The following is a 24,331-nucleotide window of genomic DNA, read 5'->3' on the forward strand; positions in this document are numbered from 1 at the left end:
CAGTCGCAGGCATATTTTTCAAAAAGAAGAAGCAGGGGACCATACACGCCCCTGCTTCTTCTTTTTCCAAATATGCAAACGCGACGCCGACATATGCGGCACGTCCGAGGATCAGCCCTCCATCGCCTCCAATTCGTCGATGAAGCCAGAGATCATGCTGAGACCCTTGTCCCAGAATTTGGGATCACTGGCATCAAGGCCAAATGGGGCCAGCAATTCCTTGTGGTGCTTCGATCCACCCGCCTTGAGCATGTCGAAATACTTGTCCTGAAACCCCTCGGGGTTTTCCTCGTAGACGGCATAGAGCGCATTCACCAGCCCGTCGCCGAAGGCATAGGCGTAGACGTAGAAGGGTGAATGCACGAAATGCGGAATGTAGGCCCAGAAGGTCTCGTAGCCGTCCATGAATTCAAACGCGGGTCCAAGGGATTCCGCCTGCACCGACATCCAGAGAGCGTTGATGTCGTCGGGGGTGAGTTCGCCGCCGCGCCGCGCGTCGTGCAGTTTGCATTCGAAATCGTAGAAGGCGATCTGGCGCACAACCGTGTTGATCATGTCCTCGACCTTGCCGGCCAGCAGCACCTTCTTCTCGGCATCGTCCTTGGCGTTGTCGAGCATGCGGCGGAAAGTGAGCATCTCGCCGAACACGGACGCTGTTTCGGCCAGGGTCAGCGGTGTCGACGAGAGCATTTCCCCCTGATCGGCGGCAAGCACCTGATGTACGCCGTGACCCAGTTCATGCGCCAGCGTCATCACGTCGCGCGGTTTGCCAAGGTAGTTGAGCATGACGTAAGGATGCACATCCGTCACTGTGGGATGCGCAAATGCGCCTGGTGCCTTGCCCGGCTTCACGGCGGCGTCGATCCAGCCCTTGGTGAAGAACGGCTTGGCGATCTCACCCATGCGAGGGTCGAATTCGGTATAGGCGTTCATCACGGTCTCTTCGGCCTCGGTCCAGCCGACAGTGCGGGTCGCTTCCATCGGCAGCGGCGCGTTGCGATCCCAGACCTGCATTGTGTCCAGACCCAGCCATTTGCGCTTGAGTTCGTAATAGCGGTGGCTGAGCTTGGGATAGGCGGCGACCACGGCATTGCGCAGTGCCTCGACCACTTCGGCTTCGACATCGTTGCTGAGGTGCCTCCCGGTCTGCGGTGTCGACATGCCGCGCCAGCGGTCCATCACCTCTTTTTCCTTGGCCTGCGTGTTGTGGACGCGGGCGAAGATCTTGATGTTGTCGGCAAAGACGGCGGCCAGTTCGCGCGCAGCGGCTTCGCGGGTGCTGCGGTCCTGTTCGGTGAGCAGGTTCAGCGTGCCTTCGATATTGAGCGGTTCGCCATCCACTTCGAATTCCAGCCCGGCGATGGTTTCATCGAACAGCCGTTCCCAAGCATCGCCGACGACACCGAGATCGTGCAGGAACTTCTCCATCTCGTCCGACAGTTGGTAGGGCTTCATCGCACGGATGCGGCGGATTGCGGGTTTGTAGCGGGCCAGATCGGCATTGGCGTCGAACAGCGCGTCCACCGTCGCGTCGTCGATCCGGTTCAGTTCCAGCGTGAAGAAGACCAGCGGCGTGGTGTAGATGGTGATCTTTTCCTGGTGGTCGGACAGGAACTTGGCGCGCTGGGCGTCGGTGGTCAGCTGGTAATACCGCAGCCCGGCGTAGGACATGATGCGTCCTGCGATGTTCTCGATCTTTTCGTGGCGGTGGATCGCGGTCAGGAAGTCTTCGGCGCTGAGGTCGGCCAGTTTGTCCTGGTAGTCGGCGGCAAAGCTGCGGCAGGAGTCTTCCAGCCAGTCGAGATCGCGCTTGAGTTCGGCGGCGTCATCCGATGGATAGAGATCGGTCAGATCCCACTCAGGCAGATCCCCGAATTCCTTGGCCCCGCGCGGGGCATTGGCGTCAAAGGTGGGTTCGGGATGGCACGGCATGGATCGACTCCTGTTCTTCGGTCACTGGGAACCTGTGCCGGGCGCGTCCGAGGTTCAAGGGGCAACATGCCGCCATGCGTCGTTCACGCCCCATACATCTTGAGCATGTCCTTCAGATCGTCCAGCGTGTTGGCCTCTTGCAGCGGTTTGTCCTTCCGCCAGCGGGACATCCGCGGAAAGCGCAGCGCGATACCAGATTTGTGGCGGGGCGAGGCGTGGATGCCTTCGAAGGCGATCTCGAACACATGGTGCGGTGTGACTTGCCGCACCGGGCCGAAGCGTTGCTGTGTATTCTTGCGCACCCAGGCGGTGATTTTGCGGAACTCGTCATCGGTCAGGCCGGAATACGCCTTGGTGAAGGGGACCAGATCGTTGCCGTCCCAGACCGCGAAGGTGAAATCGGTGAACAGGTTGGCGCGGCGACCGTGGCCCTGCTGGGCATAGATCATCACCGCATCGACCGTCAGCGGATCAAGCTTCCATTTCCACCAATCGCCCTTCTTGCGACCCGCCAGGTAGGGGCTTTCCTTGCGTTTGAGCATCAGCCCCTCGGCGCGGTGGTCGCGGGCGGTGGCGCGGATTTGAGCCAGCGCGTCCCATGTGTCGAAAGGCAGGGGCGGTGCGGCTTTGACGGGTGCGTCATGCGGCAGGTTATGCAACATCCCTTCCATGCGGGTGCGGCGGTCGTTCAGGGGTTTGTCGCGCAGGTCCTGGCCGTTTTCTTCGAGAAGGTCATACGCCAGCAGGATCACCGGCGCGTCTTTGAGCAGTTTCTTCGGCACGGTCTTGCGCCCGATCCGCGCCTGAAGCGTGTTGAAGGGAAAAGGCTGGTTTCCGTCCCACGCGACAATCTCGCCGTCCAGAACGATGCCATCGGGAAGGAAATCAACCAGACGGGCGAATTCGGGGAAGCGGTCGGTCATCAACTCCTCGCCGCGCGACCAGACGTGGTGGGTGCCGTTTCGCAGGATGACCTGACCGCGGATGCCGTCCCATTTCCATTCGGCCTGCCAGTCTTTCGGCGCGCCGAGGATTTCGGGTGCGCCATCAAGTTGATAGGCGAGGTAGAAGGGATAGGGACGACTTTCATCCGCTTCGGTGTCCTCGGCTTCGATCAGGTCGTGATAACTCGTAGTCTCGGGCGTCCAGCCGCCCATGAGCCGGTGCGCAAGGCTTGGCTCGTCCTGCCCGGTGGCTTGCGCCAAGGCGCGGGTCATGAGTTTCTGACTGACGCCGATGCGAAAACCGCCTGTGATCAGCTTGTTGAAGAGAAACCGTTCTATCGGGTCGAGTTGGTCCCAAGCGTCGAGGATTTGCGCCTTGCGCTGGTCGATGTCGAGCGCCGCCAGCGATTTCAACTCGGTGATCCAATGGGTCAGCGGCAGATCGCTTTCCCGATTGGGTGGGGGCAGGGTCAGTGCGATGGTCTCGGCCAGATCCCCGACGATGGGATAGCTTTCTTCGAGCAGCCAAAGCGGGATACCGCCCACTTCGGCTGCCCATTCACGCAACTGGGTGGTGGTCACGGCGCGTTTCGGACGGCGTCCGGAAAAAAGCGCGATGGTCCAGAGTTTGTCGTCGTCTCTGGCGGTCATGAAGAACTCGGCCAGCGCCTTGGTCTTGAGGCTGGTTTTGGTGGTCTGGTCGACGGTGGTGAACAGATTGGCGAAGTCTTTCATGCAGCGTCGGCCTCGTCATCCTCACCGCCGAATTCGGTTGGAACGACCTGCGCGTTATAGCCTTGCGTGTTCAGCCATCGCGCGAATATATCCGTGTAACCATGTGTTGTATATATGTTTTCAGATTGTGTTTCCTTGATGGCGAACATCAGCCCGTCCCAGTCTGCATGGTCGGAAATCACGAAACCCCGGTCGGCGGCGCGGCGGCGGCGGACCCCGCGCAGGCGCATCCAGCCTGACGCAAACGCGGTGGAGGACGGACCGAACCGGCGCGCCCATTGCGACCCCAGGGCAGATGGCGGAGCAATGACCAATGCGCCGGGATAGTCCTTGGCGTTCAGGTCGGGTGTGACGTGGACCGTGTCGGGCAAGCGATAGCCCTGATTTCGCAGCACATCGTTGGTGTTCTCAACCGCGCCGTGGGTGAGGATCGGGGCGATTTCGGGGTCGACCATCGCCAGCAACCGCTGTGCCTTTCCCAGCGAATAGGCTCCGAGGATGGACGCTTTTCCGTCAGTCGCGTTGCGGGCCCACCAGGCGTTGAGGTCCTTGGCGACTTCGGTCTGGTTGTCCCATTTGAACACGGGTAGGCCAAATGTGCACTCGGTGATGAAGCTGTGGCATGTAACCGGTTCGAAAGGTTCCGAAATCCCGTCCGGAATGACCTTGTAATCGCCCGAGGCGACCCAGACTTCTCCAGCCACGTCGACTCTGATCTGGGCTGATCCCGGCAGGTGACCTGCGGGGTGGAACGATACCGCAGCGTCGCCAATTTGACGGACCTCGCCGAATTTAACGGTTTCTATAGAAATGTCCCCCAACCTGTGCCGCATGACCGGGGCGCAGGCGTCGGTACAGAGGTAGCGTTGGTGCCCCGGTCGTGCGTGGTCGGCATGGCCATGGGTGATCAACGCGCGATCCACGGGGCGCCATGGGTCGATGTAGAAATCACCGGCGGGGCAATAGATTCCACGGTCGGTAAAGGTGAGAACTGGGTTGGCCATGATGTTGAGTATAGGAGAGGAGCGGGACATCGCCAGAGGGTTGCCAAGCAGCGCATGCCGCGTAGGGTGTGCGGCAACAGATTATCGGGAGGCCTTCCATGCAAATCGCCGGATTTCGACAACGCCTTTTGTCGCGTGTTCCCTTGGCGGGAACGTTTCTGAAAACCCCGGCCTACCAGATGATCGAAGTGCTGTCGCAATCCGAACTTGATTTTGTCTGTCTGGATGCAGAACACGCGCCGTTCGATCGCGGCGCCATAGATGCCTGCTGTGCCATGGGGCGTGCGTTGGATTTCCCGGTCCTGGTTCGGGTTGGAGACAGTTCCGCTCGCGAAATCCTTCAGGCTCTGGATTGCGGCGCCGTCGGCATTGTGGTGCCGCATGTGGACAGTGCTGCCAAAGCCGCCGATGTCGCGCGTTCGGCCAGGTTTGGAAGGGGTGGCCGGGGCTATGCGGGATCAACCCGCTGGGCCGGCTTTGCGAGCCAATCCATGCCGGATTTGTTGAAGAAATCGCAGGAGGAGACGGTGGTCATGGTCCAGATCGAGGAACCCGATGGCGTTGCCGACTGCGAGGCAATTGCGGCAACCAACGGGATTGATGCGGTTTTTCTTGGGCCTGCGGATTTGTCCGTCGGGTATGGTCACGACCATCAGACTTCGGAAGACCTTTTCGCTGCAATCGAACGAGTGGGAAACGCGGCCGCGGCGTCAGGCAAAGCCTATGTGTCCTGGGTCGCCAATGCGCAAAAGGCGCAGGAATGGTCGGCCTATGGAATGAGCTGTTTTTTCATCTCATCCGAACATTCGTGGATGCGCGCCGGGGCAACAGCCGAAGCGCGCGGCGTGCATGAGATCGGAAAACCCTAGGTGGTGAAGCTGGAAAACAGGGAAATCCCGGCACCTGTGACCTGACGGCGGGTGTTGGCCTTTTCCATCAGCACTTCGTGTTCCGCCCCATCCACCAAGAGCAGTTTGCCCCCGGGCCAGTTGGTCATGCGTTCGCGGATGCGGGTGGTGTCCACGATCCGTTCGTTTGATCCGATGAAACAAAGCGCCGGAATCGCCGGGGACGGCAATCTGGCAAGCGCTGCGCATTCCTGCAAGGCCGATTTTAGCCAGGTGTAGGACGGGCCTCCCAGGCCGAAATGCGGTTCTTCGGCAACATGGCGGCGCATGTAGTCGAACATCTCCGGGTCCGAGGTCAGCATGTTTTGCTCGAACGGCTCTGACGCCGGATAGCTTTTGATGGACGTGCCGGGCGCAAGCCGGTGCCCCTGACCAAGCGCAATCGCCAGCTGCGGCAGGATCCACGCAAGCGGGCGCAGATACCCCGACATGCGGATACCCCACATCGGGCCGGTGAACATGACCGATTTCATCTCCGTCCCCGAGATCAGGGCCCGCAACCCGATACAGCCACCCATGGAGTGGGCGACCATGTGCCACGGGCGCGGCAGATCGCGTTTGCGCGCAAAGGCGCAGACGGCATCCCAGTCTTTCTGAAAGTCGAGGAATGCGCCGACATGACCAACCATCGGGTTCGCCCCAAGTCTGTCGGCCATGCCTTGACCGCGCCAATCGACCGCGACAACGCCGAACCCGGCACGGACAAAATCCTTGGCGCTGCGGCCGTATTTTTCGATGTATTCCGTGCGTCCCGGAAGGATAAAGACCGTGCCTTTGGAACCTTCGGCTGCGGCGTGACTGACGCGAAGGCGTACCCCGTCAGAGGCCCGCAGCCAAAAAGCATGGGTCTTTGGCCCGTCGGCCAGATCTTCGCGATAGGGAGCGGGGTCTGACATCAAGCCAGAGTGGAGGCCAGTTTCATCGCCATGCCCATATCGCCGTCAATCGTCAGGCGACCGGTCATAAAGGCGGATGTGGGGTTGAGCGATCCGTCAAAGATTTCGCGCAGCGTTTCGGCATCTGCGGTGAAAGTGACGTCGGCATCCGCGTCGCCTTCGCGTGCGCCGGCGCTGTCGACGACCATGCTGCCTTCGCCTTCGATGTTGAACTGTGCTGTCCCGTCAATTCCGTTGCCGCCCAGCTTTTCGTTCATGGCGGTGACCGCCTGTGCCACTACATCGCTCATCTGCTCGTCTCCTTGTGATCGCGATTTGGTCTGCAAGGCTGGCATTTGCCGAACCTCACGCTAAACTCAATGGTGGTTATGAGGTTCACAATGCGCAAATACAAATCTGCCGTTGCGGCATTTATTTTCACCCTGAGTATGGCCACCGGCCCGCTGTCGGCGCAGGACGATCCTGTCGAGAGCCTGATGGATCAGTTGGCGCAGGCGGAGGACGAGCAGGCCGCCGGCCGGCTCGAACGGCAATTGCGGCAGGAATGGTCGAAATCCGGGTCGGCGACAATCGACCTGCTTCTCAAGCGGGGGCAGGACGCGTTGGATGTGGATGATGTCGAGGTGGCGCTTGAGCATCTGACGGCGCTGACCGATCATGCGCCCGATTTTGCCGAAGGTTGGCACACGCTGGCGTTGGCCTATTACCGTGAAGAAAAGTTCGGCCCGGCAGCGGATGCGCTTGAGCGAACGCTGGCATTGAACCCGAACCATTTCGGGGCCATGCGTGGACTTGGGGCCATCCTCGAACAGGTCGACAAACCCCACCTTGCGTATGACGCCTATTCGCGGGTACTCACCCTGCGGCCGCACGATTCCGACGTGATCGACGCGTTGGAGCGGCTGGAGCTACGGGTGAACGGGCAAACGATCTGATTCCCTGACGGTCCCGAGCAGGACGGCAAAGGACGCCAACATGGCCGGACATGCGCGGGTTGCGGCCATTCTTGGCCCGACCAACACAGGCAAGACCCATTACGCGATTGATCGGATGCTGGGCTACCGCACTGGCATGATCGGTCTGCCGCTTCGCCTTTTGGCGCGCGAGGTCTACGACAAGATCGTCAATGTGCGCGGGCCGTCGGTGGTGGCTCTGGTCACCGGCGAGGAACGGATCGTGCCGCCGCGGGCGCAGTACTGGGTCTGCACGGTCGAGGCGATGCCCGAAGGCATGGGTTGCGATTTTGTCGGCATCGACGAGATTCAGCTGTGCGCCGATCCCGAGCGCGGGCATGTGTTCACCGACCGTCTGCTGCGGATGCGTGGGTTGCACGAAACGCTGTTCATGGGGTCCGACACGATGCGCGGACCGATTTCCGAACTGGTCGAGGGATGTGAATTTGTCCGTCGCGAACGGATGAGCCAGTTGAGCTATACCGGATCGAAAAAGATCAGCCGGTTGCAGCCGCGCACCGCGATTGTCGGGTTCTCGGTCGAAAACGTCTATGCAATTGCGGAGTTGTTGCGGCGCCAGAAGGGGGGCGCGGCTGTGGTGATGGGCGCGCTGAGCCCGCGCACGCGCAACGCGCAGGTCGATCTCTATCAGAACGGAGAGGTCGATTATCTTGTCGCGACGGACGCCATCGGGATGGGTCTGAACCTTGACATCAACCACGTCGCGTTTTCATCGCTGACCAAGTTTGATGGTCGTCGCATGCGCCAACTCATGCCCAACGAATTGGCGCAGATCGCCGGACGGGCCGGGCGCGGCATGTCGAATGGGACATTCGGGGTCACGGGCGAGGCCGGTCCGATTGCCGAAGAGGTGGCCGAAGCGATCACCAATCACCGCTTCACGCCGCTGAAAAAGCTCAACTGGCGCAGCGCCGATCTGCGTTTCGGCACCATTGACACGTTGATTGCTTCGCTTGAGACCGCACCGAATGATGACCGCCTGGTCAAGGCACGCGAGGCGGACGACTTGCAGGCGCTCAAGGCACTGAGCGCCATCGCAGACGTGCAGGCGCGCGCGTCCGATCCGAAATCGGTTCAGCTTTTGTGGGACGTGTGTCGGATTCCGGATTTTCGCGGTATAAGTCATGCGGAACATGCGGGGCTTTTGGAAGTTATCTATGGACACCTTCATCAACGCGGAGCCATTCCGGATGATTTTCTGGCAAGACAGGTCAATCGGATCGACAGGACAGATGGCGACATTGACACGTTGTCGAAACGATTGGCGTATATCCGCACATGGACTTATGTCGCGCAGCGCAAAGCATGGGTGCGTGACGAAAGCCATTGGCGCGAGCAGACGCGCGCTGTAGAAGACCGACTGTCGGATGCGCTGCACGAGCGCCTGACCCAAAGATTTGTTGACCGGCGCACATCCGTGCTGTTGCGGCGGTTGAAACAGAAGGAGGCCCTTTTGGCCGAAGTGAATGACAAGGGTGAAGTCACCGTCGAAGGCGAATTCGTCGGCAGGCTTGAAGGGTTCCGGTTCCGCCAGGACAAGGATGCAACCGGGCAGGAAGCCAAGACGCTGAAGACCGCGTCGTTGCAGGCGCTTGCGCCGCATTTCCATCTGCGGGCGGATCGGTTCTACAACGCCCCCGATACAGAGATGGATTTCACCGAGCAGGGTGGTCTCATGTGGGGCGATCAGGCGGTGGGCAAGCTGACAGCGGGTGATGATCCGCTGAAGCCGCGGGTGGTGACCTTTGTCGACGAAGAGGCTGGGGCCGATGTGTCTGCGAAGGTGCAGCGCCGGTTGCAACATTTTATCGACCGCAAGATTTCCGCGCTGTTCGAGCCTCTGGTCAATCTGCAAAAGGATGAAACGCTGAATGGTCTGGCGCGCGGTTTCGCGTTCCGCATGGTCGAGGCGATGGGCATTCTGCCGCGCGCCGATATTGCGGATGACGTCAAGGCGCTGGATCAGGATGCGCGCGGGATGCTGCGCAAACACGGCATCCGCTTTGGTCAGTTCACGATCTTCATGCCGCTCTTGCTCAAACCGGCACCAACCCGGATGCGGCTGGTGCTGTGGAGTCTTGCGAAGAACCTGGATGTCTTTCCCGAAGCACCACCTCCGGGCCTTGTGACGGTGCCGAACACGCAAGGGACACCTGCCGAACACCACACCGTGTCCGGTTATCGCGCCGCGGGTGACCGGGCGATCCGCATCGACATGCTGGAACGTCTGGCCGATCTGCTGCGCGGGCAGGACAGCCGGGGAGGGTTCGAGGCGAATCCCGACATGCTGTCGATCACCGGTCTGACCCTGGAACAGTTTGCCGACCTGATGTCAGGCTTGGGTTACAAGGCCGAAAAGAGCGAGCGTGAGAAAGTGCGCGCGGTCGATGCGGTTGTGCCAGACGCCGATGCAGCCACGGCCAGCGAACAGGATGCAGCCACCGATGGCGCTGTTCCGGTTGAAGACACTCCGGTGATGGATGCCGGGCAGGAGGGTGTTGCAGGGACCGATGCGGCTCCGGCAGAGGCACCCGAGGCCGCCGATATTCCGGACGTTGCCGCCGAGATGCCCGCCGATGGTGTGGCCCCGGTTGCGGACACACCGACGGATACGCCCAAAGAGGTGCCGGTTCCGGTCAATTCGGAAACCGAGATCGATCCGGGTGCTGCCCCGGACGCCGCGTTGGCAGGTCCGGAAACCGAGGTGTTTTATGTCTTCACATGGCGTGGCAACCGGCCTGACCGTCAGCCCCGCCGGGATGGCGGCAAGGGACGTCGGGACGGGGCCAAGTCACCCGGCGAACGGCCGCGCGGCAAAGGCAAACCCAAAGGCAAAGGCCAACCGCGCGAGGCTGCGGGCAAGTCTTTCCAGGCACGGCCACCCAAGAAGGAAAAGCCGATCGACCCGGACAATCCGTTTGCAGCCGCCCTCATGGGGCTGAAGAACAAGGACTGACTTGACCGAACCGGCCCAGAAGCTTCGGATCGACAAATGGCTTTGGCATGCGCGTTTCTTCAAGACGCGCAGCCTTGCCGCCAAGGTCGTGTCCGGCGGAAAGCTGCGGGTGAATGGTCAGCCGATCGCGAAACCGGCCTACGCCGTTTCGATCGAGGATGTTCTGACCTTTCCGCAATCGGATCACGTTCGGGTGATCAAGGTTCTTGCGATGGGCGAGCGCCGTGGCCCGGCCCCGGAAGCGCAATTGCTTTACAGCGATCTTGATCCCCCCAAGCCGCGTGAAGCGGCGGCGCAAGTGCCTCGATTCGAAGGCAAAGGCCGCCCGACAAAGAAAGATCGTCGCGCTTTGCAACAAACCCGTTCTGACCTTCTTGAATGATATTTCCCATTGGCTTAGCTAGCTACGGACTGATCGATGGACGAACTTCATGACCTATATTGTCAACGACGCCTGCATTGCCTGCAAATACACCGATTGTGTGGAAGTCTGCCCTGTGGACTGCTTCTACGAGGGTGAAAACATGCTGGTCATTCACCCGGATGAATGCATTGACTGTGGTGTGTGTGAACCGGAATGCCCGGCAGACGCGATCCGCCCGGACACCGAACCGGACACGGACAAATGGGTCGAGTTCAATCGCAAGTACTCTGAAATGTGGCCTGTGATCATCACCAAGAAAGACCCGCTGCCGGACGCCGATGAACGGGATGGCGAAGAAGGCAAGCTTGAGAAGTACTTTTCCGAAGCGCCGGGTGAAGGCGGCTGATGATTCGCGCCATTGGCGAGGAAAATCACGGAACTGAAACGTAAGCATCTGAATTTAAATGGTTTATCACCTCTTGACGGTCCACTACCGCGAGGCCGTTTTTTGTGGTATACATATCGGGTAAATGAGACCTGTGGGACACGCGCCCTTCGGCGCATGGGGTTTAAGCTGAGATAGCTTGTTCTGATACTCTGAATGATAGCGACCGGAAGCGCTGCCTCCGTTCGTTATTTTTGTCTGTGCCGCATGGGTGTACGCCAAGGAAGGTTCTGAATGACCAAATCGAAAAAATCCGAATTCCGCCCGAACGACTATGTTGTTTATCCAGCGCATGGCGTTGGCCAGATCGTGTCGATCGAAGAGCAGGAGATTGCCGGTATCACGCTTGAATTGTTTGTCATCTCTTTCGAGAAGGACAAGATGACCTTGCGGGTGCCGACACATAAAGCCACGGAAATCGGAATGCGGTCGCTGAGTTCACCAGACGTTGTGAGCCAGGCGATGAAGACACTCAAAGGCAAGGCCAAGGTCAAGCGGGCGATGTGGTCGCGTCGTGCGCAGGAATACGAACAGAAGATCAACTCTGGTGATCTGATCGCCATTGCCGAAGTGGTCCGTGACCTTCACCGCGCCGATGATCAGCGCGAACAGAGCTATTCCGAGCGTCAACTGTATGAAGCAGCGCTTGAGCGTCTGACCCGCGAAGTGGCCGCCACATCGGGTGGGGATGAACTTGTCGCTGCGAAACAGGTGGGTGACGTTCTGACGTCGCGCGCGCCTGCGGCTGCCTGATAGATTAGCACAGACGCATCTGACAGACGAAAAAAGCGGTCCCAAACGGGGCCGCTTTTTTTATGCCGCGTCAGAATTGTTGTTTTCGAGCGCGGTCAGAAGAGACGCTTCGAGTTCTTTTTCCAGTTCTTTCGCGCGGGCAATATACGCATCGTTCTGCGCGGATGGGATGTTCGGATCCCACAGATCAGCCAGTTCGCGGACCGTGTAGCGGTCATGGTGATAGAACAGCTTTTCCGCTTCGTTGGCTTCGAATTCGGTCAGGCCGATGTTCTCGAGCACATAGCGACCCGCCCGCAAAGAGCTGTCGAACAGTTCGCGCACGATGTCGTTCGCGCCCGCTTGGTACAGGCGGTAGGTGTGGGTTCGGTCGCGTGACCGGGCGACGATGTGCAAGTCGGGCCGTAGGCGACGCGCATAGGTGACCAGCCGTTCCGCCGCAATCGGATCATCCAGCGCCACCATGAGCACCCGCGCCGTGTCGATTCCGGCAGCATGCAGAAGATCGGGGCGCAGGGGATCGCCGAAGAAGCCCTGATACCCAAACCGGCGCATCAACTGGATGGTTTGCAGGTTGTTGTCGATCACAACGGTCTTTGCGCCGACAGATTGCACCAGACGGTTCACGATCTGACCAAAACGCCCAATCCCGGCGATGATCACCGTGCCCTGTTCGTCGATCTGGTCGTGTTCCGGAAGGTTTGATCCGTCCTTCATCCGCTTGGACAGCACTTCGTACAGGATAAAGGCCAGCGGCGTGATCAGCATGGACAATGCGACAATCAGGAGAAGCCGGTCGGCCAGAAACACAGGCAGGATGGATTGCTGGATCGAGAAAGAAATGAGCACAAACCCGAATTCACCAGCCTGCGCGAGGCCCAGTGTGAAAAGCCATTGATCGCGGCCCCGCAGTTTGAAGGCGCGTCCAAGACCATACAGGATCACCCACTTGAGCAGCATGATGCCGAGGGCCAGTCCAAGGAGCGTGATCGGTTCCGAGAAGAGCAGGTCAAAGTCGATCCCGGCCCCGACGGTGATGAAGAACAACCCGAGCAGCAAGCCTTTGAACGGTTCGATATCGGATTCAAGTTCGTGCCGGAATTCGCTGTTGGCCAGAACCACTCCGGCAAGGAACGTGCCAAGGGCGGGGGACAGGCCCACCGCCGTCATCAGAAAGGCAATGCCGATCACGATCAGCAGGGCAAGCGCGGTATACATCTCGCGCAGATGTGCGGCGTGGATGAACCGAAAAAGCGGGCGCGCCCCGTAGACACCGCCCACGATGATCAGGGCCACGGCACCCAACGTGACAAGCGTAACACCCCAACCGGGCAGACCTTCGACCAGCGACATGGTGTGGCCGTGGCCGCCGTTCCCTTGTTCCAGAACGCTACGGGTGATCGACCCATCCGTGCTGAGAGACGGAATGGAGGGCACTGCCAACAGCGGAAGGATGATCAGCATGGGGATCACCGCAATGTCCTGTGTCAGCAGAACAGAGAAGGTCGACCGCCCGCCGCTGGTTTGCATCAAGCCCTTTTCGCTGAGTGTTTGCAGAACAATCGCGGTAGATGACAGTGCAAAGATCATCCCGATGGCCAGCGCGGTTTGCCAGACAAACCCCAGATAGATCGCGCCGGTCATGACAGCCAGCATGGTGATCAGCACCTGCAACCCCCCGAGACCAATCAAGCGGTGGCGCATGTCCCAAAGGGCGCGGGGCTCAAGCTCGAGTCCGATCAGGAAAAGCATCATGACCACGCCGAATTCGGCAAAGTGCTGCAAATCGGTGGTGTCGGCGACCAACCCAAGACCCGGCCCGATCGCGACACCTGCCAGAAGATATCCCAGTACCGATCCAAGCCCCAAACGCGCGGCGATGGGAACGGCAATCACCGCAGCCAGCAAAAAGACCGACGCCAGGAAAAGAAACTCACCCATAATATCTTACGCCCTTTGAACAATTTCAGAATGGCGGCTTTGGCGTGGAATGAAAACCAATTGGTACGGACAACGCCAAATTATTTGGCACCGATCAGAAACGTGCTGAAACCGCTGGCAGATGGATCTTCGGTCAGCCGTCGGGCATGTCCAAGACAACGTTTCGCCCGTTCTTGGAGTAGCGCAACTCGCTGTCCCCGATGGCCGCCACACGCCCACCATCCAGACGATCCCCAACCTGGACCTTCTGATAGCGACCGTTTGACAGCCGCACCAGGGCGCGGCGGCTGGAGGGTTTGCCATAGACGCCGATCAGGTTGATCTGGCGCAGGTTGATTGCATTGGCCACGGTAGCCTGACGCGCGACGTTTGCGGTTGATGGAATGCGCGGTTGAACCGTGCGGGGGGCGACAGCGGCGACCTGTGTCACGTCCGGCTGTTGCGCTTGTTCGACCTCACGCGCGCGTTCGACAATCTGAGAGAAATTGCGCGGTCGCGTCACGGGCGCTGCGGATTGCGCCACGGCAAATTCCGTCGCGTCGGGTTGCGCCTGTTCTTCCTGTGCCTTGAGCGTCTCAGGACGGGCGGCAGGGCGCAGCGCAGCCAGTTCGGCCAATGTCCGCCCCCCCAACTGCGCGCGTTCGTTGCCTTCGATCAGGCCACCGGGACGCAGGCGCGGGCGGAAGGCCTGCAGGGCCGAGGCGACTTCCGTGGTCTCGGGTGCAACTGTGGTGGGGTCGGGTGCAATGGCTGGCGGTGTCGGTCGCGCCGGTGGGACGACCGGAGGCAGGCCCGTGAAAATGCGGACGCCATCGGGGTTCAAGGTGCCTTCGGGCGTGGCAATCACCAATCCGCGATCATCCAGCGTAAAGCGCGTTCCCGGCGCTGCCGGGTTCGGTTGGGACAGATAGGTCCGGTCGTTGCGCAGCGCGTCTTCATCGGGCAGGGCGACCGCATCGAACTGCTGCACGCTGCCATCAATTGAGGCGACATAGAGGTCATCAAGCGTCGTTTGCGTCGGCGTGTTGGGGACTTCGGGCGACCGTTGCCAGATACCCGTGGCTGCATAACGCGCATCCGCCTCTTCCGGGGTCAAGGCAGCGGGGGGCGGCAAGACAACCGATAGTCCGCCATCGGAGTCCGTGGGCCGTTCAATCACGTCGAGCGCGGCAATCTGAAGGTCTCCGTCGTCTTCGGATGGCGACGTGACCGATCCATCAAGCGGCAGGAATTCTACATCTGGCATCCGTGCAATGGACGGCGTGTCGTTCTCGCCATCGAAGAAGCGCGAAAACCCTTCATCCAGGAACACGCTCGCCCAGGCGGCGACCGCCAACAGGAAGACCAGCAGCGCGCTGGTCAACATCAGTCCAAGAAAGCGCGGTTTGCCGCCGATCTGTGGCTCTGTCCGCGCGCCGAAAACCGTCATGCGCGCGCGTTCATCCTGTACGGGGGGCGCGATGGCGTCCGGATCGGTCGCGCGACCGGCCCGCATCGCTGCAATCCGCGCAACGGCGGCGCGTGCAGGTTCCGGGTCGTGTCTTGGCTTGGTGGTCGTGGTGTCCGGTTCTGCATCTGTCACCTGAGAGGTGACCGGCGGGACAGGTTTGGCAGCGACGGGGGTTTCGGTCGAAGCCTTGGTCTTGCGGCGGCTGAAAAAGCCAAAGCCTTTGCGTTCGGCTGTGTCCTCGACCTGGTCAAACTGCAGGCCTGGTGCGGTGATTTCGGTATCGCGCGTCGACTTGCGCGCGCCACCCAGTTTGAACCGCGCGGACGGCGCTGTGTCGGATGCCGGACTGTCGATCTTGGGGGGAACAGGAGGTTCTGTCGGCGTGTGACCGGTCCGTGATGCGCGGATTGACGCAAAGGCCGGGGCAGCAGGGACATCCGCCGTATCCACCCTCAGCGTTGGCTTTGGCGTGTCGGTCGGCACTGGCGATGGGGCTGGGTCTGCCGCACCGGGTGCCAGTGCCTCAATCGTGTCGTCCTGATCTTCGGCATTCTCCGGGGGTGGCGGTGCGACGTCCTGTGCCGTGTCGTCCGCTGCCTCTGGTTCGGCCTGAAAGTTGGAAAGGTTCGGTTCTTCGGGTTCGGTGGGCCTTGCGACGGATTCCGCCGGGACGATCACAATTGCATGGGCATCTTTTTGCGGCGCGCTGCCTGTCCAGCTGGCTGCCGGACCAAAGAAGACTTCGGAGTCAAACTGTCCATCCGGTGCCATGGCCACAAAGGAGACCGGATCGAAATGATGGCTCTTCGCAAACGCCTCGGCCTCGTTCAGCGTTTCATTGGCCACGGCGGCGACATGTACCTTGCCGTCATGACGCGACCAGTCGAAACTCAGGTCATCGACGGGGTAGGGCGTGGCCCCATCAAGCGCGGCGCGAATGTCATCCTGAAGCGCGCCGCCCGCCTGGTCCGTGTCCGGGAATGCCAGGTATTTGATCTGCTCGTTCGGAATGACCAATTTCACCTGTCCGCCAGTGGAGGACAGGGCATCCGCTTCGGTTCGCAGGTCCGCCAGAGCGCCGCGCAGGTCAGCGGCGTCAAGGGCCACATCCCCCACTGGCGCCCAGCCGTCAGGGACACGGCGCAGCAACGAGATACCGTCAAAGGAGAGAGTCAGGGCAAAGTCTGGCTTCATGGAGATATTTTAGCAGTCCTTTTCGCAGGATGGGAGTCACTTACACGTCTTTTAGACGCGACAAAGCGATCTTTCGCGCGGGGAAATTTAGGCGCTTGTCACCAACGCCCGGTGCCGCGATTGTCGGCGTGTTCATAGCGAGAGATAGAGGTCACCATGTCCAAAGTCACAAGTTTCTTTGCCGCAATTGTCATCATGCTCGGGATTTCGCCGGTCTGGGCCGAAACAACCGGTCAGATCACGGTGAACGGAGAGGGCAGCGTGTTCGCGGTTCCTGACATGGCCGTGATCACCATGGGCGCATCATCCGAGTCGGAAACCGCCAAGGAGGCGATGGATCAAACCTCGGACATCACGGCAGCGATTCTCGACCAGCTTGCGCAGGCGGGGGTCGCGGCGCGTGATATCCAGACCTCGGATTTGTCATTGAACCCGCTTTGGTTGAACCGGTCTTCTTCGGACAGCCGTCCGCGGATTGACGGGTATCAGGCATCGAACCGTGTGACGGTGCGGGTGCGGGAACTGGCAAACCTTGGGATCATTCTCGATGCGGTTCTGAGCGATGGCGCGAACCAGTTGGGCGGGTTGCAGTTTACCCTGTCCGAACCGGAACCGCTGATGAACGAGGCGCGTGTGAAGGCGGTGGCTGATGCCCGTGCGCGCGCGGAACTTTTTGCAAACGCAGCCGGGGTCGAACTTGGGCCGCTTCTAAGCCTGAGCGAGAGTGGCGCACGCGCGCCGCGCCCGGAAATGTTCGGCATGGCGCGGTCTGCGGATTCAGAGGTGCCCGTGGCGCAGGGCGAGACCGAATTGCGCGCAAGTGTGACACTTGTCTATGAGATTGTTTCTCCTTGATCTCTGCTCTAGGCGGGTAACGGGACTCCGCCTATAGTAGCAAAAACGCAAGAGCAGTTCGCCAAAGGATCGCCATGGCCCGACGTCCGGCACAACCGAAATCAGTCAACGTCCTGATCGTTGGCCAGATGGGGCGTCTTGCGTATGAAGCGCTTCTGTTTGCGCTGTCCCTTAAGGCAAACACCTCGTCCCCCCGGTTCAGGCTTTTTGTTGCGGAACCGCAGCCGGGTGCGAAATGGCAAACCGATCCAACCATCCGCCCAGAGCCGTTGCGCGACATGATCGAAGCGCAGGGCGCGACCATTGTGCCGTTCGAGAGCCGGTTTTTCGGCAGCGATTATCCATATGGAAACAAGATCGAGGCGCTTTTCGCCCTGCCCAAGGGCGAACCGTTCGTCTTTTTCGACACCGACACGCTGATCACGGGCGATCTGGATGCGGTGCCGTTCGATTTCTCCAGACCAAGCGCCTCCCTGCGTGTCGAAGGAACGTGGCCGCAGATCGAACTCTACGGTCCGGGGTACGCGGAAACGTGGAAATCACTGTATGATCGGTTTGATCTGGATTTCGAAAGCTCGCTCGATCTGACACAGCCAGAGGAATACTGGCGGCGTCATCTTTATTTCAACGCCGGGTTCTTCTTTTACAAATGCCCGCACGTCTTTGGTCAGACGTTTCTGGACATGGCGCTGTCGATCCAGAATGATCCACCCGCAGCGCTGGTGTGCCAACAGCTTAAACCGTGGCTGGATCAGGTTGCGCTGCCTTTGGTCATTCACAAGCTGGGGGGCGGGCGCGATGCCTTGCCAGCGGGATTTATCGACGGAAAGACCAGCGTGCATTACCGCAACATGCCGCTTCTGTATGCGCGCGAAGACGACAGAGTCATTGATCTGCTGGAAACGATTTCAGCGCCTAACCCGGTCAAGAGGCTTTTGAAGGAATACGAACCGTTCAAACGGATGATCTATCAAAACCGGGGCCACAAGGTACGCGACCTGTTCGACAGGGCGCATCTGCCCAGCCGGGAACAGCCTATCCGCCAAAGGATCAAGAAAAACGGGTTCTGGATGGTCTGAGCGACCAGGTACGCGGGGCAGGACGGTCGTCCCAAGATTGGCGTTTACATAATTTTGCCGTACCGTAATCTTACGTTGGATCCGTTTTCTTGCGCACATCCCACGAGGCACTTTCCATGAGGGCCGCCGTCACATTCGAACGTCTGGCCGGAGGCCTCAATGGCATTTCTCTTTGCGTATAGGGCTGACCCCACGAATGATCCGTTCATCGATGTGATGTCCGATGGCTTTGCCTGGGACCTTTCCAAATCGAACACGATCACCTGGGCAATCGCGGATGGCGAAAACGGCGATGTCTGGGCGAACCGTGAACAGGCGATCAATGTATTCGCTGCTGCAATCGAGTCAATTCAGCAATACGTCGGCGTAAAATTTGCCTATCTGGATGATTTCACCAGCCCGAGCGCGGCGGGTGAGGCCGGGGCGGACATTGTCTATACGCTGGACAACACGATCGTTGCAGATGGCACCCTGGCTTATGCCTATTACCCCGGTCCCGGCCCGTTCAGTGACTTCGAGCAATATCCAACCGAAGGCGGCGACGTCTTCATGAATTTCTCGGCCGAGATCATTGCATCATCGAGTTTCGAACCGGGCTCGGACGGTTTTCTGACGGTGATCCACGAACTGGGTCACGCCTTGGGTCTCAAACATCCTTTCGAAGGAAGCTTGTCGCGCCCGTCCTTGGATCAACTGGACCAGTCGATTGTTCGGGACCTCGATTGGTTCACGATCATGTCCTATACCGATCCGTATGAATATCAGCTTGAGCGCTGGGATCCCGCGACGCCGATGATGCTGGATGTGCTGGCGTTGCAGTATCTTTACGGCGTGAACACCGCGACAAACGCGGGGGATACCGTCCTGAGACTGGACAGTGAACAGTACTATTACACCCTGTGGGATGCGAGCGGTGTGGACCGTGCAGACGCGTCCGGCCAATCCGAAGGCTGGACCATCTTCCTGCCTGACTTCAACGCGACACCGTTGGTCGACACGCTCTCGGGCTTTGCGCTTCCTTCAAGGCAGTTTGATCAATCCCTGGTCGAGTCGGCCCCGACAGAACTGATCTGGCTGATGGGCGACATCGAGAACGCAACCGGATCGCGGTTTGCCGACTCGATCAACGGTAACCGGTTTGACAACGATCTGCGGGGCGGTGGCGGGGATGATGAACTGGAAGGGTACGCAGGCAACGACATTCTGGACGGAAACGGCGGACGCGACATTGCCCAATTCGCCGGAGATCAGTCTTCATTCACCCTGACCATCAGCGCTGATGCCATCACGGTGCAAGACCGGCGCCTGGGTGGGTCCGGGACCGACACGTTGCGCAATATCGAATTGGTCCAATTTTACACTGACACAGACCAACAAAGCATTGATCTTGAAGTCCATGGTGGCCAGGCGGGTTTGTCCGGTGCGGATCTTGAAAGCTTCATCGAACTCTATATCGCCTATTTCAACCGGGCACCGGACGCGATTGGCCTGAACTTTTGGGGAACCGCCTTTGCAGATGGCGTTTCACTTACCAAGATCGCCACACTTTTCATTGATCAGGATGAAACCCGCGCGACCTATCCCGAGAACCTCTCCAACGAGGTCTTCGCGACGGCGGTCTATGACAACGTGCTGGGCCGAATTCCGGATCAGGCCGGTTTCGATTTCTGGGTTGATGTGCTGGACTCCGGAACGGTCGGACGTGGTCAGTTCATTCTGGAGGTGCTTGCCGGAACCAAGGCAGCGCCGGCCGCGGACGCGACGCAGGATTTTATCGAACAACAGCTTGCCGACCGCGATTACCTTGCCACAAAGACCGATATCGGGGCGCTTTATGCAGTGCATCGGGGCATGTCCGACGTCACCAACGCCACCCTGGTCATGACCTTCTTCGATGGATCAGACGAAGGCGTGTCGGCGGCGCGGGATGCGATCGATCAGTATTATTCGGCGGCTCTTGATCCTGAAAGTGGCGCCTTCCTGATGCCGCTTGTCGGGGTTCTGGACAATCCGTTTGACGCGATTGCATGATGGGCTTCCGGACATCGGTTCGGGTGGACACCGGGCGCAACAACGTCGGTCATCACACGGAATACCCAAGGGGACGGGAATGACGTACACCGTCTGGATAGAACAGTTTCAGGGGCTGAGCACTTTGCCGGAGAACGTAAAGCAGTACCTCGTTGATGAAAGCAAGGTCATGCATGTTCCCGCAGGCAAGGCGGTGTTTGGTCCGGGGGCGGTGCCCGACAGTTTGTTGTTCCTTCTCAATGGCCGGGTGCGCGTGCAGCAGACGTCGGAAAGCGGGCGCGATATCGTTCTCTACCGGGTCGAGGCCGGGGAAAGCTGTGTCCTGACCACGGCCTGCCTGCTGGCGCATGAACCTTATTCGGCAGAAGGCATTACCGAAACCGAGGTGACGGCGATTGCGATTCCGCGCAGGGCATTTGACCGGTTGATGGCGTCGTCTCGCGAATTCCGCGAGATTGTCCTGACAGCCTATGCACGGCGGATCACCGATCTGTTTCGTGTCATCGACGAGGTGGCTTTCGGGAGGATTGATGTCCGTCTGGCCAGCCGGTTGCTGACCCTTGCGATCACGGGGGACGAGCTTGCCACAACCCACCAACAGCTTGCGACCGAACTGGGAACCGCACGAGAGGTGATTTCCCGTGTGTTGCATGATTTCCAGAAACGCGGATTGATCGCCCAGTCGCGGGGCAAGATTACCCTGCTTGAACGCGGCAAGATCGAACGGCTGGCCGAAAGCGCCTGACGCGCTTTCGCAAGGGTCACCTGCGACCGAACGTATCATTTGTGACGTTTCTGGTCGGTTGGGTGACTATGTCACTGAAGAGCTCCGCACAAAGGTTTACCAAACTCACAGATTTAACTCTGGAGGGTTTAAACATGTCTACCAATGTTGGCACAGTTGATCGGATCGTGCGCGCGGTTCTTGGCGTTGTCCTGCTGTATCTCGCGTTTGCAAGCGGCCTGCCGTTGTTTGACGGGGCGCTGTTCAAATACGGCGCGGCATTGATCGGTGTTGTCATGCTTGTCGTGGCGGCAGTGCGCGTCTGCCCGATCTATTCGATCTTCGGCATCAAGACCTGCCGCACCTGACCTTCACGGTCTGACCAGACCCTAGGGCGTCGCGGTTTCGCGTCGCCCTGCCTGTTCCTCAGGCAACCATCTGACACAACTGAACTTTGTATGAGGCAATCCCCATGACGCACTATCCCGTGGACATGTCGGTGACACCAGACGTTTCGGCCTTTTTCGACGAGGCCACAAATACCATCAGCTATATCGTCAAGGATCCCACATCCGATGCCTGTGCGATTGTCGACAGCGTGATGGACATCGATTACGCCGCCGGGCGGATCACCTATGATCACGCCGATCAGCTGATCGAAGCGATCACGTCGCGTGGACTCAGGCTTGAGTGGATCATCGAGACCCATGTGCATGCCGACCATCTGTCGGCGGCACCTTATATTCAGGAAAAACTGGGCGGCAAGATCGGCGTCGGGTCCAAGATCATGGTTGTGCAGGACACGTTCGGCAAGGTGTTCAACGAAGGCACCGAATTCCAGCGCGATGGCAGCCAGTTCGACAAGCTGTTCGAGGATGGCGACACCTACAAGATCGGCAACATGGACGCGTTTGCGATCTACACGCCCGGCCACACCCCGGCCTGTATGGTGCATGTGATGGGCAACGCCGCGTTTGTCGGTGACACGCTGTTCATGCCCGATGGTGGCTCTGCCCGCGCCGATTTCCCCGGTGGGGATGCGGGCACGCTTTATGACAGCATCCAGAAGGTGCTGACGCTCCCCGACGACATGCGTCTGTTCATGTGCCACGATTACGGCCCCAATGGCCGCGACATCCAGTGGGAAACCACCGTGGGCGAAGAAAAGGCGCACAACATTCATGTGGGTGGTGGCAAGACCAAGGAAGAGTTCGTCACCTTCCGGACCGAGCGGGATGCAACGCTGGACATGCCAAGGCTCATCATACCGTCTTTGCAGGTGAACATGCGCGCGGGTGAGGTCCCCAAGGACAAGGACGGCAACCCGATGCTCAAGGTGCCGGTCAACGCACTTTGACGCGGACGCGACGAACTACAGCGTGACGGCACCTTGCCGTCATGTCACCTCAACAGGCACAGAAGTGAGCCCATCCAAATGACACTCAACAAGATCAATGATGCTCTCACGGTCAGTCCGCAGATCACTGCGGCTGATGTGCCAGCGATCAAGGAAGCCGGGTTCCGGTCCATCATCTGCAACCGGCCCGATGGCGAAGGGTCGGACCAGCCCACGCATGAAGAAATCGAACTTGCGGCCAAGGCGGCTGGTCTGGAGGTGCGGTATTTGCCGGTGCAGACCGGTCTGGTGGGCGATGAAGATGCCGCGGCCTTTGGTGTTGCGCTGCGTGAAATGCCTGGTCCCGTCCTTGCCTATTGTCGGTCCGGAACGCGATCCGCCACGCTCTGGTCGCTCAGTCAGGCGAAATCCCTTCCGATGGCAGAGATCCTCGGGGCCACCAAGGCGGCGGGGTACGACATGAACGGTGTTGCCCGCCGGATCGCCAATGGCGGCAAGACGCCAACGGACACCGGCGATGCGAAATTCGACGTGGTGATCGTCGGCGCCGGAGCAGGCGGTGTTTCGGTTGCGGCCAGTCTGAAGGCGCGCAAGCCGGGCCTGTCGGTGGCAATTATCGACCCGGCGGATATCCATTATTATCAACCCGGTTGGACCATGGTCGGTGGCGGTATTTTTGATCCGCAGGAAACAGCCAAGACGATGGGGTCGCTGATCCCGACCGGGGTCCACTGGATCAAGGCTGCCGTGGCTGCGTTCGAGCCTGCCAATGACGCGGTGATCCTCGATGGATGCCGGGTGGTCAAATATGACCGGCTGGTTGTGTGTCCGGGTCTCAAGCTGGACTGGGGCAAGGTCGAAGGTCTAGAGGAAACGCTGGGCCGGAATGGTGTCACCTCGAATTATCGTTACGATCTGGCACCTTATACATGGGAGCTGGTCCAGAACCTGAAGGAAGGCCGTGCACTTTTCACTCAACCGCCCATGCCGATCAAATGTGCAGGTGCGCCGCAAAAGGCGATGTACCTGTCAGGTGATGCGTGGTTCCGCAATGGCACGCTCAGGAACATCGACATCCAGTTCATGAACGCGGGTGGCGTGCTGTTTGGGGTCAAGGATTACGTTCCGGCGTTGATGGAGTATGTCAGGAAATACGATGCTGACCTGAATTTCTTTCACAACCTGATCGCGGTCGATGGTCCGGCGAAAAAGGCCACCTTTGCGGTCAACGCACCGGACACCGACCCGACAACGGTCGAGGTGGAATTTGACATGATGCATGTCTGCCCACCGCAGACCGCACCGGATTTCATCCGCGTCTCACCGTTGGCGGATGCAGCGGGATGGGTCGACGTGGATCAGGCCACACTGCGCCACAAGAGTTATGACAACATCTGGTCCTTGGGTGACGTGATGAACGCGCCGAATGCAAAGACTGCTGCGGCGGCCCGGAAACAGGCCCCGACAGTGGCCGATAATATCGTGGCTGACATCCGGGGCCAGTCGGCTGTGGCGCAATATGACGGATACGGATCCTGCCCGCTGACCGTGGAACGCGGAAAGATCGTGCTGGCAGAGTTTGGCTATGGCGGCACGCTCTTGCCGAGTTTTCCAAGCTACCTGATCGACGGAACAAAACCGTCCCGCGCGGCGTGGTTCCTCAAGGAAAGGCTACTGCCGCCGATCTATTGGAAAGCGATGCTCAAGGGCAAGGAGTGGATGGCGAAGCCTGAAAAGGTCAGGGTCGCCGCCGAATGAAACACCAGACGCGCGCCAGGTAACGGCGTGC

Annotated in this window: 20 protein-coding genes; 13 read left to right on the top strand and 7 right to left on the bottom strand. The window is 59.6% G+C overall.

The window, feature by feature from the left end; translation table 11 throughout:
* Positions 1-111: 111 nt before the first annotated feature.
* From ACTIEN_RS12400 to ACTIEN_RS12410, 3 genes are all read right to left on the bottom strand, one after another.
* Positions 112-1,932 (bottom strand): M3 family oligoendopeptidase, encoded by a 1,821-nt coding sequence (locus ACTIEN_RS12400; RefSeq protein ID WP_439523455.1) that lies wholly within the window; start codon positions 1,930-1,932, stop codon positions 112-114.
* 83 nt (positions 1,933-2,015) lie between these two features.
* The gene (locus ACTIEN_RS12405; protein ID WP_439523456.1) at positions 2,016-3,611 is read right to left on the bottom strand and encodes an ATP-dependent DNA ligase; all 1,596 of its coding nucleotides are present in this window, start codon (positions 3,609-3,611) and stop codon (positions 2,016-2,018) included.
* Complete coding sequence (locus tag ACTIEN_RS12410; RefSeq protein WP_439523457.1) at positions 3,608-4,615, bottom strand: ligase-associated DNA damage response exonuclease; 1,008 nt, start codon at positions 4,613-4,615, stop codon at positions 3,608-3,610. The genes ACTIEN_RS12405 and ACTIEN_RS12410 overlap by 4 nt, the downstream gene beginning before the upstream one ends.
* Before the next feature lie 98 nt (positions 4,616-4,713).
* Between ACTIEN_RS12410 and ACTIEN_RS12415 the strand changes: the two genes are divergently transcribed.
* Complete coding sequence (locus ACTIEN_RS12415) at positions 4,714-5,484, top strand: HpcH/HpaI aldolase family protein (protein ID WP_439523458.1); 771 nt, start codon at positions 4,714-4,716, stop codon at positions 5,482-5,484.
* On the opposite strand, the gene ACTIEN_RS12420 is transcribed toward ACTIEN_RS12415, so the two are convergent.
* The gene (locus ACTIEN_RS12420) at positions 5,481-6,419 is read right to left on the bottom strand and encodes an alpha/beta fold hydrolase (RefSeq protein ID WP_439523459.1); all 939 of its coding nucleotides are present in this window, start codon (positions 6,417-6,419) and stop codon (positions 5,481-5,483) included. The two genes, ACTIEN_RS12415 and ACTIEN_RS12420, sit on opposite strands and share 4 nt — an antisense overlap.
* On the bottom strand, positions 6,419-6,709 hold the full coding sequence (locus ACTIEN_RS12425) for an SCP2 sterol-binding domain-containing protein (protein ID WP_439523460.1): 291 nt from the start codon (positions 6,707-6,709) through the stop codon (positions 6,419-6,421). The genes ACTIEN_RS12420 and ACTIEN_RS12425 overlap by 1 nt, the downstream gene beginning before the upstream one ends.
* 90 nt (positions 6,710-6,799) lie before the next feature.
* On the opposite strand from ACTIEN_RS12425, the gene ACTIEN_RS12430 reads away from it, so the two are divergent.
* The 5 genes from ACTIEN_RS12430 to ACTIEN_RS12450 all read left to right on the top strand — a co-directional run bounded on the left by ACTIEN_RS12430 (position 6,800) and on the right by ACTIEN_RS12450 (position 11,911).
* Positions 6,800-7,354 carry a tetratricopeptide repeat protein gene (locus tag ACTIEN_RS12430; RefSeq protein WP_439523461.1) on the top strand — a complete coding sequence of 185 codons (555 nt, stop codon included), beginning with the start codon at positions 6,800-6,802 and terminating at the stop codon, positions 7,352-7,354.
* A 40-nt stretch (positions 7,355-7,394) separates the two neighbouring features.
* A complete protein-coding gene (locus ACTIEN_RS12435) occupies positions 7,395-10,349 on the top strand; it encodes a helicase-related protein (protein WP_439523462.1) in 2,955 nt (984 codons plus the stop codon).
* A gap of 1 nt (position 10,350) precedes the next feature.
* Positions 10,351-10,731 (top strand): RNA-binding S4 domain-containing protein, encoded by a 381-nt coding sequence (locus tag ACTIEN_RS12440; RefSeq protein WP_439523463.1) that lies wholly within the window; start codon positions 10,351-10,353, stop codon positions 10,729-10,731.
* 49 nt (positions 10,732-10,780) lie between these two features.
* Positions 10,781-11,119 carry a ferredoxin FdxA gene (fdxA, locus tag ACTIEN_RS12445; protein WP_439523464.1) on the top strand — a complete coding sequence of 113 codons (339 nt, stop codon included), beginning with the start codon at positions 10,781-10,783 and terminating at the stop codon, positions 11,117-11,119.
* Between the two features lie 273 nt (positions 11,120-11,392).
* Complete coding sequence (locus ACTIEN_RS12450) at positions 11,393-11,911, top strand: CarD family transcriptional regulator (protein ID WP_439523465.1); 519 nt, start codon at positions 11,393-11,395, stop codon at positions 11,909-11,911.
* 60 nt (positions 11,912-11,971) lie between these two features.
* Here the strand turns inward: ACTIEN_RS12450 and ACTIEN_RS12455 are convergent, their stop codons facing one another.
* Positions 11,972-13,852, bottom strand: coding sequence for a monovalent cation:proton antiporter-2 (CPA2) family protein (locus ACTIEN_RS12455; RefSeq protein WP_439523466.1), 1,881 nt, complete (start codon positions 13,850-13,852; stop codon positions 11,972-11,974).
* Positions 13,853-13,985: 133 nt separating this feature from the next.
* The gene (locus tag ACTIEN_RS12460) at positions 13,986-16,496 is read right to left on the bottom strand and encodes a hypothetical protein (RefSeq protein ID WP_439523467.1); all 2,511 of its coding nucleotides are present in this window, start codon (positions 16,494-16,496) and stop codon (positions 13,986-13,988) included.
* A gap of 156 nt (positions 16,497-16,652) precedes the next feature.
* Between ACTIEN_RS12460 and ACTIEN_RS12465 the strand changes: the two genes are divergently transcribed.
* From ACTIEN_RS12465 to ACTIEN_RS12495, 7 genes are all read left to right on the top strand, one after another.
* Positions 16,653-17,351 carry an SIMPL domain-containing protein gene (locus ACTIEN_RS12465; RefSeq protein WP_439523468.1) on the top strand — a complete coding sequence of 233 codons (699 nt, stop codon included), beginning with the start codon at positions 16,653-16,655 and terminating at the stop codon, positions 17,349-17,351.
* A gap of 74 nt (positions 17,352-17,425) precedes the next feature.
* Entirely contained in the window at positions 17,426-18,430 is a 1,005-nt protein-coding gene (locus ACTIEN_RS12470) for a hypothetical protein (protein WP_439523469.1), read from the top strand.
* Between the two features lie 159 nt (positions 18,431-18,589).
* On the top strand, positions 18,590-20,461 hold the full coding sequence (locus ACTIEN_RS12475) for a DUF4214 domain-containing protein (protein WP_439523470.1): 1,872 nt from the start codon (positions 18,590-18,592) through the stop codon (positions 20,459-20,461).
* 79 nt (positions 20,462-20,540) lie between these two features.
* Positions 20,541-21,206: a Crp/Fnr family transcriptional regulator gene (locus tag ACTIEN_RS12480; protein WP_439523471.1), complete on the top strand. Its 666-nt coding sequence runs from the start codon at positions 20,541-20,543 to the stop codon at positions 21,204-21,206.
* 134 nt (positions 21,207-21,340) lie between these two features.
* Positions 21,341-21,553, top strand: coding sequence for a YgaP family membrane protein (locus ACTIEN_RS12485; RefSeq protein WP_439523472.1), 213 nt, complete (start codon positions 21,341-21,343; stop codon positions 21,551-21,553).
* A 104-nt stretch (positions 21,554-21,657) separates the two neighbouring features.
* Positions 21,658-22,542, top strand: coding sequence for an MBL fold metallo-hydrolase (locus tag ACTIEN_RS12490; protein ID WP_439523473.1), 885 nt, complete (start codon positions 21,658-21,660; stop codon positions 22,540-22,542).
* Between the two features lie 78 nt (positions 22,543-22,620).
* Positions 22,621-24,300: a TIGR01244 family sulfur transferase gene (locus ACTIEN_RS12495; protein ID WP_439523474.1), complete on the top strand. Its 1,680-nt coding sequence runs from the start codon at positions 22,621-22,623 to the stop codon at positions 24,298-24,300.
* Positions 24,301-24,331: the final 31 nt, after the last annotated feature.

Source organism: Marivita sp., from assembly GCF_051859345.1.
In the GTDB taxonomy this organism is placed as follows: domain Bacteria; phylum Pseudomonadota; class Alphaproteobacteria; order Rhodobacterales; family Rhodobacteraceae; genus Marivita.